A 14,166-nucleotide genomic window follows, 5' to 3' on the forward strand; every position below is an offset into this window, starting at 1 on the left:
AAATTTAAGGCATATGAAAGAAAATAACAAGTTAAAGATGCGACGTATATTTTGTCTTATGATGCAAAATAAACTAGAATACTGACATGTTATTTATTTTAATATGCCTAAACTCATTTAAATAAAGAATGTTCAAAAAAAAAAGAGATAACAATATGTTACCTCTTAAACTAAATTACCACTCTCCAGGGTACGCTATTACCAATAAATTTACTGATCTTCTTCCCCAACTATTACATTCGCTTGAAGAATTAAGAAATAAATCAATTTTATTGCCTTTTATTGCACTCCCTGTATCAGCTGCAATCGCATATCCATATCCTTCAACATAAACTTTACTTCCTAATGGAATTACTGATGGATCTACAGCAATTGTACTTAAGCTACCTGCATTTCTAACTGGTGTTCTTCCTGTAGCTGTTGTACTATGCCCGCTATAAGCTGTTGCAGTACAATCTAATTTCTTTTTATAGTTTAAATTTCCTGCACCTCTGCTTGCATACACTTGGCCTGTCCCTTTTAATACCACCTTATTTTGTGGATCTACTAGAGTTTTAGTACTCTTAACTTCTTTAGAGACTTGAGCGCCATCTTTATATACTACTTGATAAGTAATTTCTTTCTCTCCATTAGTTCCTTCACTCTTAACCTTTTGCACGCTACTATCAAGGTTTGAGTCTTTTTCTACTATTGTATCAAAATTAATTACTTCTTTTTCTACAACATCTTTTGTTTCTACTTTAACTACTTGCACTTTTAAATCTTCTTGTATTTCTGATTCTAAAGTCGGTGATACATCATCAACTGCTTCGTTAAATTCGACGCCTTGTTCCTTTAGCGTGTCTGATTCTGTCTTTAGCATATCCCCAATAGTATTTTCTGCTGTTTGTACTGTTAATGTTGTCCCATTTGCTACAATATCTACCGGAATAGCTTTTTTTACTTGAATGGTCGCTTTTTCAGATACTCTGGATTCTAATGATGGTTGCACTTTATCTTTATCAGATAACTCTATCTTGTTATCTTGCAACACATCTTTAACAGTCCCTTTATAAGTGACAAAAGTTTCCTCTTTACCGTCTATGCTTATTGTGAGCGTTTTTCTCATACTCATTACTGTCGCTGTAGCAACAACCGTTATAACAACTGCTACTAATATAATTTTTGCCTTGGGACCGTTAGAAAAACTTCTTTTAAAATAATCTTTTAATTTTTCTATCATTGATTTCCCTCCTTTGGCAAGAGCGTCTACTGAATTATATCCTAAAACCTTTAATCTTGTCAAACTAATGACCTCTTGCATTCTGTGAACCCTAGTCATAATGCACTTTGTGCATAAAATATAAAATATAAAAATATGATAGCTGTACTATAAAAATCGGGTCACTTTGAAGTTTATATATCAATGCTTTTTAATTTTAAAGTTATTATAAAAAGAATATTTCTTATTAAGTAAGTATAAATCAGGAATTTATTTTGTAAAATATTACAATTTATATTTTACTTTATATTTTTTCCCTAATCAACCTGCAAAAATTATCATTAACCTTTAAATTTAATTCATTTTGGTTAATTTCCTTAATGCTAGCCAGTTTCTTTATTATATGTTCTATATAATCCGATTTATTCCTTTTACCCCTATTTGGTTCTGGAGCCATATATGGACAATCAGTTTCAACTAACATTCTATCAAGAGGTATTTCCTTAGCAACTTCTACTAGTTTTTTTGCATTTTTAAAAGTAATCACACCAGTAAACCCTATATAATATCCTAATTTAATACATTCTTTTGCAAATTCTACACTCCCTGAAAAACAGTGTACTACTCCTATTACCCCTTGAAATTCTTTCATTATCTCTAATGTATCTTGATGTGCGTCCCTATCATGAATTATTACTGGTAAATTAAGATCACTTGCTAACTGCATTTGTTTTCTAAAAACTTCTTTTTGAACATCTTTTTCAGGATTTTCTTCCCAATAATAATCTAATCCAATCTCACCTATTGCTACTATCTTATCATTTAATTTAATATATTCTTTAATTTCGTCTAATGTATCTTCTTTAAATTCATCTGCATTCTCTGGATGTATTCCTAAAGCTCCAAGTATAAAATCATATCTTTTAGTTAATTCATTTGTAGTTTTTAGACTATTATAAGAAGCTGCACAATTTAAAATTCCAATAACACCATTTTCTCTAATCTCATCGAATACTTCTTTTAAGTCTCCATTAAATGCTTCATCATCATAATGAGCGTGACTATCAATTATTTTCAATTTATCTTCCATAAATAACAAATCCTTCCAATATTAATTATATCCTCTTTAAATACTCTTTATACAATATGTAACAATATCAACACAGTTTTAAAGCAGAACCAAAAATTAAATCAGCTTTGTCACAAAGTTGACATATTCACATAGTAATATTTAAGTTGTAAAGTAGTTAAAGCATTATTATTTACCCCTTTTAACCATTATATTTTAATGGTGCTGGAATATCTCACCCCCTAAATGAGATATTCCAGTTATTTTTTAGTCTTTTAATCTCTTCTGAGATATTTTTTTTATCTATTCTTTCGAATAAAATTTCAAAATTATCTATTTTCCCTTGTTTAACTTCTATAGGCGTCCATGTAGCATTTTTTATACATAAAAAATCTCTTATTTTTTGTGATGAAAACGGCATAAATGGTTCCATTAAATTAGATAAATTCGCAATTATTTGCACACAGTTATAAATAGCTTCAGTACATTTAGCTTTGTCTTTTTCAACCGTTATCCAAGGTTTTTCATCATCAAAAAACTTATTAGTTGTTTTTATTATACATATTATATCTTTTAATGCATCCTTAAATCGACCTTCTTCTATTTTATCTCCTACTTTGCAGTATAAATCAAACAAACTATCCTTTAGTTTTTTATCCATAGTCGCTGTAGGTATCTGACCATCAAAATTTTTATTGATAAATACTAAAACTCTACTAACTAAATTACCAAACAAACCTACTAAATCATTATTATTAGTTGTTATAAAATCCTTCCAGGTAAATTCTGAATCTTTAGTTTCTGGCCCATTCAATGTCAAATAATATCTAATTAAATCAGGATTATAATTTTTTAATATATAATCTCCCCAAACAGCCCAATTCTTTGCTGTTGAAAATTTTTTTCCTTCCAAATTTAAGTATTCACTTGATATTTCTCTTATATTAGGATTTTTTATTCCAAGACCTGACAAAATTGCTGGAAAGATTACTATATGGAATGGTATATTATCTTTTCCGTGCACAAAATATATTCTGCTGTCTTTTCCATCCCAATATTCTTTGTAATCCTCTCCTCTTTCATCTATACACTTCATACTTGCTGTTAAATATCCCATTAAAGCTTCTATCCATACATAAATTTTCTTATCTTTATATCCCTCTAATGGTACATCAATTCCCCAATTAAAATCTCTAGTTACTGCCCTATCTCTAAGACCTTCATCTAAATATCTCTTAGCTATTTTTTGAGCATTTTCTCTCCATCCATTTTGTTTTATATAAATTCTTCTAACATCATTTTCTAGCTTAGATAATTCAAAAAACAAATGTTTTGTTTCTTTTATTATCGGCTTTGATTTACAAAAAATGCACCTTTTATCTACTAAATCTTCACTTTCGAATATTTCCGAACATTCATCACATTGATCTCCAATTGCATGAGCATTACAATACGGACAATTTCCTTCAATATATCTATCTAATAGATATTCATTACAATTTTCGCAATATGTTTGTTCTATAGTCTTTTCATAAATGTATCCTTTATTATAAAGTTCTAATATAAATCCCTTTACCTTGTTTGAATGATATTCTGTATGTGTTTTTGTAAACAAATCAAAAGAAAATCCTAAATCTTTAAAACATTTTTCAAACTTCTTATGATATTTATCTTCAACTTCTTCTGGAGTAAGACCTTCTTCTTTAGCTTTAATAGTTACAGGTGTACCATGTGAATCACTTCCTGATATAAAAACCACATCATCTCCCATCAATCTATGATATCTTGCTAATACATCTCCTGGTAATAATACTGCTATTCTACCTAAATGAAGCTCTCCATTAGAATAGGGCCAAGCATTTCCAATTATTACATTCATACTATTTTCCTCCTTCAAAAGCTTTTTTTAAAGCAACCTTCTAACTAAATAGAAGATTGCTTTAATTTTAGGCCTATTCAAAAACTATCTAACTTCACTTCCAGTTACAAGATCTCCTGGATCTACTAATGACAATATACTATCATCATCTGTTGCTGCTGCAAGTATCATCCCTTGAGAAAGTTCTCCTCTAAGCTTTACTGGTTTTAAGTTTGCAACTAATACTACATTTTTGCCTACTAATTCTTCAGGCTTATAGTATTTAGATATTCCTGAAACCACTTGTCTTTCTTCCCCGCCTAAATCTACTTTTAATTTCAATAATTTTTTAGCTCCCTTTATAGGTTCACAAGCGATTACCTTAACTACTCTTAAATCAATTTTTTCAAAATCATCGATAGTTATTTCTTCTTTTATTGGTTTAATTTCTCTCTTAATTGGTGCTTGAGCTACCTTTAATGCCTCTAATTCTTCAAGCTTTTTTTCAACATCTATTCTTGGAAATAAATTTTCTGCCTTAACTACCTTAATACCTGACTTTGTTCCATCAAATGATTTTAATGAATCCCATGAAACTTCTGAAGTATTAATTTGTTCATTAATTTTTTTTGCTGTATCAGGTAAAAATGCAGAAATCATTACTGATGCAAATCTAAGACTTTCAGCTAAATTGTAAAGAACTGTTCCAAGTCTATCTTTTTTACTTTCATCTTTAGCTAATATCCATGGTGTTGTTTCATCTATATACTTATTAGCTCTACCTATTAATTCAAAAACGTGCTCCAAAGCTTCTGGTATATTTAGTTTTTCAATTGATGCTTCAATTTTAGCTGGTGCTGATAATGCTAAGTTTATTAACTCATCATCAATAGATTCTTTTTCTGATTGTGCAGGCATCTCTCCACCAAAATACTTCTCAACCATAGCAACTGTTCTAGATAAAAGATTACCTAAGTCATTACAAAGATCAGAATTTATCTTCTTTATAAATATTTCATTATTAAATAATCCATCTGCACCAAATGGAATTTCTTTAAGTAAGTAGTATCTTACAGCGTCCACTCCAAATTCATTAACTAATACCACTGGATCTACAACATTACCTTTTGATTTTGACATCTTTCCACCATCAACTAAAAGCCATCCATGACCAAATACCTTTTTAGGAAGTGGTAAATCTAATGCCATTAGCATTATTGGCCAATAAATAGTATGGAATCTTAAAATATCCTTTCCTATTAAATGTACATCTGCTGGCCAATATTTTTGATATAACTCTGTATTATCTGAACCATATCCAAGTGCTGTTATATAATTTGATAATGCATCTATCCAAACATATACAACATGCTTTTCATCAAATGTTACTGGAATTCCCCAGTCAAAACTAGTTCTTGAAACACATAAATCTTGAAGCCCTGGTTTTAAGAAATTATTTAACATTTCATTCTTTCTTGATTCTGGTTGTATAAAATCTGGATTTTCTTCTATATACTTTATTAATCTATCTGCATATTTACTCATTTTAAAGAAGTATGCTTCTTCTTTTGACTTTTCAACTGGTCTACCGCAGTCTGGGCAATTACCATTTACTAATTGAGTATCAGTCCAAAATGATTCACAAGGTGTACAATATAAACCTTCATAGGAACTCTTATATATATCTCCTTGATCATATAGTTTTTTAAATATATCTTGAACTGCCTTGATATGATAATCATCAGTAGTTCTAATAAATTTGTCATAACTTATATTCATCATTTCCCAAAGATCTTTAATTCCAGCAACGATTTCATCTACATGCTCTTTTGGAGTAATACCTTTTTCTTCTGCTACTCTTTGAATTTTTTGACCATGTTCATCTGTTCCTGTTAAGAACATAACATCATATCCTGTAAGTCTTTTGAACCTTGCAATTGCATCAGCAGCAACTGTAGTATAGGTATTTCCTATATGCAGTTTAGTTGATGGATAATAAATTGGTGTAGTTATATAGTATGGTTTTTTACTCATTTGCTTATGCCTCCTAAATTTTTTCTAAATAAAAAAGTCTCTATATAGGTATTAAATCCTATATAGAGACGTATTATACGTGCTACCACTCTATTTTTTATTTATCTCGCAATAAATAACTCATTAGGTGACTATCATCACCTTGCAGTATAACGGTTGCTACCGTACTTCCTTAACTTAAATATTGCTCGGGAAATATGCTCCAAGTCCATGTTCATGAAATTTATAACCACTGAATTTCACCAACCATCAGTTCTCTTTAAGGCTTCTATTTCATTACTCTTCTCTTCATTGCATTTAGGCATTTCCAAATAATTAACTGCATTCAACTTCCTTGTCTAGTTCAAAAAATCCTAAGAATTTTTGACTAGTTATTTATTTTACAATGCCTTATATAAATATATAATAAAATAAATTACTTTAGCTGTCAAATATTTTCATTAAAAAAGAGGTTGAAAATCCAACCTCTTTTTTTGAATGTGCCTTAAGGCATTTTATTTAAAGCCATAGGCTTAAGTACTTCTTTTATATCTAGTAATGATTTATTCATACTAGCTTCAACAGCTGCTGTAATTGCACCTTCTACTAAAGGAGCATCTACAATTTCAATATTGTCCTTCATAGCATCATCTAAAAATTCTATTGCCATCTCAGTATTCATAAAAGCACTTCCTAAATCAAATAATATAAGAACTCCACTATCACTATATACTGTTTCTATAGCATCAGTTATTTTTGATATATCAGTGCCTATCCTTCCATCAAAAGTGCCACCTGCTTCAGCAATATTAACTTCTGGAGACATTTGAAGCGCAAGTTCTTTAACTCCCTTAGCAACTAAATTACTATGAGATACAATTACTATTCCAACCATATATATTACCCCTCTTTAACTAATTCTTTTGTTATAGTATTAAGTATTAGATACATTGACGTAGCACCTGCATCTTGATGTCCTATACTTCTTTCTCCTACATAGCTTGCTCTACCTTTTGTTGCAATTATACTTTTAGTATACTCCATACCACTTTTTGCAGCATCTCTAATGGCAATTAAAACTTCATTTGTAAACTTCTCCTCTTCAAGTGCTTTTTGGCCCGCCTTAATTGCTGGTGACAAAGCATCAATCATTGTCTTTTCACCTTCTTGAGCCTTACCACGCATTTTTATTCCTGCTAAAGCCTCTTTTAAAAGTTCTACAAAATCATTTATATCCATAGAGTTCTTGTTTGATACTACCATCGATCCCTTCATAAATGCTGTTCCATATAACGGACCTGACGCTCCTCCTACATTTGTAACCAATGCCATTCCCGAACTTTTTAGTATATTACCCAAATCAGTATCTGGTAAATCTTTAACCTTTTCAATAACAGCTTTAAATCCCTTGTTCATGTTTAAACCATGATCTCCATCTCCAATTGCTGCATCTAATTCGCTTAAATATAATTTATTTTCTTCTATAACCATATTAATTTTCATTAGAATATCTTTTACGTCTTTAACTGTTACCATATTGGAACCTCCTTATGATACATTCTTAAAATACTTTAAATCCTGGAGTATCAGCTTTCGCATCAAGTAAATTTTTCAATTCATTATCAAGTTTCAATACTGAAATAGAAAATCCTGCCATTTCTAAAGATGTCATGAACTCACCTACAAAAGTTTTATGGATATTTATCCCTTTATCTTTTAAAATTTTATTAACCTTTTTATTTATAATATATAACTCCATATATGGTGTTGAGCCTAAACCATTTATCATAACAGCCACTTCATCACCATTTACTATACTAATATCATCTAGAATTTTGCTTACTAAGTGCTCTGCTACTTGGTCAGCAGTTGAAATCTTTTCTCTATGAGTTCCTGGTTCTCCATGTATTCCCATTCCGATTTCAACTTCATCTTCACCTAATGTAAAATTAGCCTTTCCTGCTGCTGGTACTATGCAAGAAGATAAAGACATTCCCATACTTCTAACATTTTGAATTGTTTTTTCAGCAACTCTCTTTACCTCTTCTAAGTTTGCTCCACTTTCAGCTTTTGCTCCAGATATTTTATGAACAAATATTGTTCCTGCAATACCTCTTCTACCAGCTGTATATAAGCTATTTTCAACAGCAACATCATCATTTACAATTACTTCTTCTACCTTTATGCCTTCCATTTCAGCCATTTCCTTTGCCATTTCAAAGTTCATGACATCTCCAGTATAATTTTTTATAACAAGAAGAACACCATTTCCATTGTCTGTAGCTTTAATTGCCTCATATACTTGATCTGGTGTAGGAGATGTAAATACTTCTCCACATACAGCACCATCTAACATTCCGAAGCCAACATATCCACCATGTGCTGGTTCGTGTCCACTTCCTCCACCACTTACTATAGCAACTTTATTTTCAACCTTCTTAGATCTAACTAAGACATTCGCATTATCCAATTTTTTTAAATACTCTGGATGTGCTGCTACAATACCATCTAACATATCTGATAAGACATTATTTGGATTATTTATTAACTTCTTCATTATTAAGCTCCTCCTAAATAATATAATTTAAGATCCTATCAGACATCATACGTTTATATGAAATTTAAAATAATACAATTGTAACAATTATTAAATACTTAATTTAACAAATTCTTGTATTCACTCAATTCATAGTATCAACGATTCAATCCAACAAGACCTTATTTTTGTCTTTTTATTTTCAAATAATTATTATAATATATCAATTATTTGCTATGTAAACTCTTTATTTTCAATATTAAGCATTTCCTAAATAATATAGCTTAGGCCTTGTTATATTTGCTCTAACAAGGCCTTGCTATTTTATTTATTTTTTAAGTTAATTATTTACTACTATATGATTGCTTGATATAAGAATGCTCCTATTAATCCACCAACAATTGGAGCTACAACTGGAATCCAAGCATATCCCCAATCTGAATCACCTTTATCTGGTATAGGTAAAATTGCATGTGCTATTCTTGGTGATAAATCTCTGGCAGGGTTAATTGCGTATCCTGTAGGTCCACCTAAACTTAAACCTATTACAAATATTAATCCACCAACACATAATGTATTAAGACCTGGTGCCATTTTATTAGCGCCTAATAATAAGATACCAAATACTAATGCAAATGTTCCAATAACCTCAGCAATGAAGTTAATTGCAGTATTTCTTGTCATTGGTCCTGTCGCAAAAACTCCTAATTTAGAAGCTTTATCTTCAGTTGCTGCGAATTGATCGTAATACATAATGAATACTAATACAGCGCCTAAGAATCCTCCTAAGAATTCACCTGCGAAATATTCAGGAACTACTGACCAAGGTATACTTCCTATTGCAGCAAGTGCTACAGTTAATGCTGGGTTGAAATGAGCTCCGCTGTATGTTCCAAACATAAGTGCTGGAATTGCTACTGCTAAAGCCCAACCAGTTGTTATAACTATCCATCCTGAATTTGAACCCTTTGAATTTTTCAAGGCAACGTTTGCAACAACTCCGTCTCCTAGAAGTATAAGTAACATTGTTCCGATTAATTCAGCCATAAAAATTGACATAATATAATACCTCCCATTTATAAAATATTTTATTTACACCTTTATTTATAGCAATTACTATGCCAAGTTTTATACTTTGTTAAATTTAGGACAAACAGTACCTTTCACCACTTCGCCAAATTATAATTGCTGGTATTTATATATCTTCTTGGTTAAAAACACCAAGTGAAAACGTTTATTTTGGTCTTTTTTCCCAATTAATTCTTTTTTCTATCCCAAACTCTTTTGCCTTAGCAGCAATTGTTTTATGATTCAGCCCTAAAATCTTTCCAGCTGCATTATAACTTCCATATTTTCTTAAAGCTTTTTCAATTATCAATTTTTCATATGTTTTCATAGGCAAAATTTCTTCTATATTTTCTATTTTATCTAAAATTTCACTTTTACTTATATTGTTTTCTTGAAAAGTCTTGATATGTCCCTGTTTAACTTTTAAAGTTTCTTCTTTAATATATAAAGGTATATCCTTTAATCCTATAATTTCGCCCTCTTTCAATGCTAATATTCTTTCTATTATATTCTCTAACTCTCTTACATTTCCATTCCAAGAATAATTCATAAATGTATTCATTACATCCTTTGATACTTGTTTTAATTCTCCATCTTTTTGAAATTTATTTATGAAATGATCTACTAATATAGGAATGTCTTCTGATCTATCTTTTAGTGCTGGAATAAATATAGGAATTACATTTAATCTATAATAAAGATCTTCCCTAAATTCTCCTTCTCTTAACATGTCTTCTAAATTTCTATGAGTTGCGGCTATCACTCTAACATCTACCTTTATAGTTTCTTCTCCTCCAACCCGTTGAAATTCCTTATATTGTAACACTCTAAGAATTTTTGCTTGAGTATTTTTATCCATTTCACCTATTTCATCTAAAAAAATAGTACCATTTTGAGCTAATTCAAACTTACCAAGCTTTCTCTTTATGGCTCCTGTGAACGATCCTTTTTCATGTCCAAATAACTCACTTTCTATTAAGTTTTCTGGTATAGCTGCACAATTAACTCTTATAAACGGTCCTTTACTTCTTTCACTAGCATAATGTATTCCCTCTGCTATTAGTTCCTTTCCTGTTCCACTATCTCCTCTAATAAGTACTGTAGCTGAACTTTTTGCTGATTTTGTGGCTAAAGCTAACACATCTAAAACCTTTCCACTTTTTCCGATAAATCTATCAAATGCTTTATCTGGTTTCTTAGCTCTAATTAATTCACCTTCTAAATAATCAGCTTTTTCAGATATTGTTGTCAAACGTTCTGTTAACTTCTCTACAGTACTTAAATCTTTAATTATAGATAGTATACCAACAACATTTTTATTTACAATTATAGGATATACCGAAGCAACAATATCAATGTTTTTGTCTTTATGCCTTACTTGTCCTATTTCACTTTTACCAGTTAAAAACACTTTCTTTCTTATACCATTTGGAGAAATTTTATCAATGTGTTTTCCTAAAATACTTTTATCTTCTTTTAATATTTCTAAATATGCCGAATTAGCATAAGATATGTATCCGTATCTATCCAATACACAAATTCCATCTCGTACTGATTCTAATATTAATTGGAGTTTTTCTTTCATTTCCTTGACTACCAATAGTTCATCTGTTACTTGTTCAAGTTTAGATATGTCTTCAAAAACAGCTACCGCCCCCTTAAAAATACCATTTATATATATAGGATTTCTTGAAGTTAAAATTGCTATATCTCCAACTTCTTGCTTTGAAATAGACACTGAACTATCTTTTCCTACTAAATGCAACTTAGAATTTGGTATGCAATCCTTAGCTAGCTTGCCTATTATAAATTCACTTGAAGTATTAAGTATCTCCTCAGCTGATTTGTTTAGCATAGTTATTATATTATTCTCATCTGTAACAAGTATTCCATTAGAAATACTATTAAAAATATGGTCCATTGTAATCGTGCTTTCATTAATTATTAAATCTATTTCTTTCATTTCAAGGTAACCAATTTCATCAAAATTTCTTAATAAGCATGATTCCATATTCATTAAAGCTAATTCTACATTTTCTTTTCCTTCTATTATTAATGTTAATTTTTCTCCTGCTTTTATTTTTAAAAGCATAAATGCCATTATTGCTGTTGCTGGTATTTCTCCTTTTCCTTTAACTTTAACCATTATCTTAACATCATATATTTGTTCTAAATCAAAAGCTTTTCTAACAATCATAGCAACAGCTCTAGGATGTAAACCTTTGAGATAATTAATCTTTATCTCTTTAACAATTCTCATATTTGCACCTCTAATCCATCAATACTTTTACAAATATAGATTTTTAAAATCAAATTATTATTTTGTTATAACTTAGTTTAACATTGAAGTCGCTTACTGAAAACCTCTTCATATTAACTTTTTAAAAATTCAACCCAAATTATACTACCCACTAAATTAACAACATAGAGGGAATAAAAATTAAAAAACTTAACCTACCTAAAATAGAATTTATCAAAGAAAATAACAGCCGTCAACAATTCGACGGCTTTAAGCATTTGCTATATTGCTTTAGTTACTTTACCAAGGAATTTCTTTTCCTCTTCATTTAAATAAGGAATTAACTTTTCGCAAGTTTCCTTATGGTAATTATTTAGCCATTCTTTTTCTTCTTCATTTAATAATGATTCTTCTATTCCATCTAAATCTATAGGACAATAAGACATAACTTGGAATTTATAAAATTGTCCAAATTCTTTGCTTTCTTTATCTTCCACTACCACCATAACATTTTCTGTCCTTATTCCATGTTTTCCTTCTCTATATATCCCTGGCTCATTAGTTAAAATCATTCCTGGTTCTAATGCTACTTTGTTTGGAACTGGACTTATAGTTTGTGGTCCTTCATGAACACTTAAGAAAAATCCAACTCCATGTCCTGTTCCACACTTATAATCTAATCCTTCATTCCATAAAGTTTTTCTTGCCATTATATCTATGTTTGAACCTGATGTACCTTTTAAAAATTTGGTTTTCATAAGATTAATATGTGATTTTAATACTAATGTAAAATCTCTTTTTTCTTCTTCAGTTAATTTTCCTAAAATAAAACTTCTTGTTATATCAGTAGTTCCATCTAAATACTGTCCACCACAATCAACTAATAATATTCCTTCTTGTTTTAATTCATATGCGCTATCTTCATTTGCTGAATAATGCATCATAGCTGCATGATCTTTATATCCTGCAATTGTACCAAAACTTTCTTCAATAAAAAGTTCTCCGTTATTTCTAAATTCTAATAATTTATCAGCTACAGTAAGTTCTGTAATCTTCTGTTTACCTACATTTTCTTTAAGCCATTTTAGAAATCTTACCATGGCTACTCCATCTTTTATTTGGCAATCTTTAAGACTTTGTATTTCTGTAGAATTTTTTATAGCCTTTAATTTAGTTGTTATATTTATATCTTCTACAATTTTCACATCATCTTTTATTTGCTTATATATATATCCACTAACTTTATTTGGATCTAATATAACGCTATTTTTTATATCTTTAACAGCTACAAATATATCTTCATAATTTTTTATTGTAACTCCTTCTAAATTTAGCGATTTTTCATCTTGAGTTGAAATCTTCTCTTTATCAATATATAGTGTTGCTTCATTTTGATTAATTACTGCATAAGCTAAAACTACTGGAGTATTCTTCACATCATTTCCTCTAATATTAAAAAGCCATGCAATATCATCTAATGATGATATAATGTATGATTCTCCACTCATCTTTTTCATTTCATATCTTACTTCTTTAATCTTTTCCTTAGCAGACTTACCACAATATTTTACATCATGTAAAAATGCCTTTTCTTTAGGAAGCTCAGGTTTATCTGTCCATAACTCTTGAATTAAATCTTTATCCATAGATATTTTAATATTTTTTTTATCTTCTATGTTTTTAAATTCTTTATATTGATTTATTGAAAATAATCTTCCGTCAAAACTTAAAGTTTCTCCATCATTCATGTTTTCCATTAACCATTGCTCTAATGTTGGCCATCCTGGAATCTTCATCTTATAAAGTTCTATACCCGAACCCTCTAATTGTTGTTCTGCTTGAATAAAGTATCTTCCATCAGTCCAAAGAATCGCTTTTTCTTTCCCTATTAAAGCAGTTCCAGCTGAACCAGTAAATCCTGTTATATAAGCTCTTGATTTAAAATGCTCTGCTACGTATTCACTTTGATGAAAGTCTCCGCTTGGCACTACATAGTAATCTATATTTTCCCTTATCATTATTTCTCTCAATTTTTGTATTCTATCTGCTATCCTCATATAATTCCTTACCTTTCTTTATAAAAATAAATTAATCAATTTAAACTTAGAAAAAGAGGATACCAATATTGTCTTGGCATCCTCTTAATTATATCACAAATTAAGGATATTCTAACTTGGAAATA

At 29.8% G+C, this 14,166-nt stretch carries 10 protein-coding genes, 1 pseudogene and 1 other annotated feature; all 11 genes and pseudogenes read right to left on the minus strand.

Translation table 11 applies throughout. The features are described from left to right. Positions 1–175: 175 nt before the first annotated feature. Complete coding sequence (locus tag BM027_RS06640) at positions 176–1,222, minus strand: 3D domain-containing protein (protein WP_090090078.1); 1,047 nt, start codon at positions 1,220–1,222, stop codon at positions 176–178. A gap of 283 nt (positions 1,223–1,505) precedes the next feature. Further along, the gene (locus BM027_RS06645; RefSeq protein WP_090089906.1) at positions 1,506–2,291 is read right to left on the minus strand and encodes a TatD family hydrolase; all 786 of its coding nucleotides are present in this window, start codon (positions 2,289–2,291) and stop codon (positions 1,506–1,508) included. Positions 2,292–2,505: 214 nt separating this feature from the next. After that, complete coding sequence (gene metG, locus BM027_RS06650; protein ID WP_090089909.1) at positions 2,506–4,149, minus strand: methionine--tRNA ligase; 1,644 nt, start codon at positions 4,147–4,149, stop codon at positions 2,506–2,508. Between the two features lie 84 nt (positions 4,150–4,233). Further along, positions 4,234–6,162 carry a methionine--tRNA ligase gene (gene metG / locus BM027_RS06655; RefSeq protein ID WP_090089911.1) on the minus strand — a complete coding sequence of 643 codons (1,929 nt, stop codon included), beginning with the start codon at positions 6,160–6,162 and terminating at the stop codon, positions 4,234–4,236. Positions 6,163–6,223: 61 nt separating this feature from the next. After that, positions 6,224–6,463, minus strand: a binding site (T-box leader). Between the two features lie 183 nt (positions 6,464–6,646). Then, positions 6,647–7,036, minus strand: coding sequence for a dihydroxyacetone kinase phosphoryl donor subunit DhaM (dhaM, locus tag BM027_RS06660; RefSeq protein ID WP_090089914.1), 390 nt, complete (start codon positions 7,034–7,036; stop codon positions 6,647–6,649). A gap of 5 nt (positions 7,037–7,041) precedes the next feature. Beyond that, positions 7,042–7,677, minus strand: coding sequence for a dihydroxyacetone kinase subunit DhaL (gene dhaL / locus BM027_RS06665; protein ID WP_090089917.1), 636 nt, complete (start codon positions 7,675–7,677; stop codon positions 7,042–7,044). A 25-nt stretch (positions 7,678–7,702) separates the two neighbouring features. Further along, a complete protein-coding gene (gene dhaK, locus BM027_RS06670) occupies positions 7,703–8,698 on the minus strand; it encodes a dihydroxyacetone kinase subunit DhaK (protein WP_090089920.1) in 996 nt (331 codons plus the stop codon). Positions 8,699–9,031: 333 nt separating this feature from the next. After that, the gene (locus BM027_RS06675) at positions 9,032–9,736 is read right to left on the minus strand and encodes an MIP/aquaporin family protein (protein WP_090089923.1); all 705 of its coding nucleotides are present in this window, start codon (positions 9,734–9,736) and stop codon (positions 9,032–9,034) included. Between the two features lie 175 nt (positions 9,737–9,911). After that, positions 9,912–10,952: a sigma-54 interaction domain-containing protein gene (locus BM027_RS18870; protein WP_423230323.1), complete on the minus strand. Its 1,041-nt coding sequence runs from the start codon at positions 10,950–10,952 to the stop codon at positions 9,912–9,914. 81 nt (positions 10,953–11,033) lie between these two features. Beyond that, a pseudogene (locus tag BM027_RS18875) lies at positions 11,034–12,005 on the minus strand (HPr family phosphocarrier protein); the annotation flags it as partial. Positions 12,006–12,265: 260 nt separating this feature from the next. Next, positions 12,266–14,041, minus strand: a complete 1,776-nt coding sequence (locus tag BM027_RS06685) for an aminopeptidase P family protein (protein ID WP_090089927.1) — start codon at positions 14,039–14,041, stop codon at positions 12,266–12,268. Between the last annotated feature and the right edge of the window lie 125 nt (positions 14,042–14,166).

Source organism: Clostridium uliginosum, assembly GCF_900112485.1.
In the GTDB taxonomy this organism is placed as follows: domain Bacteria; phylum Bacillota; class Clostridia; order Clostridiales; family Clostridiaceae; genus Clostridium; species Clostridium uliginosum.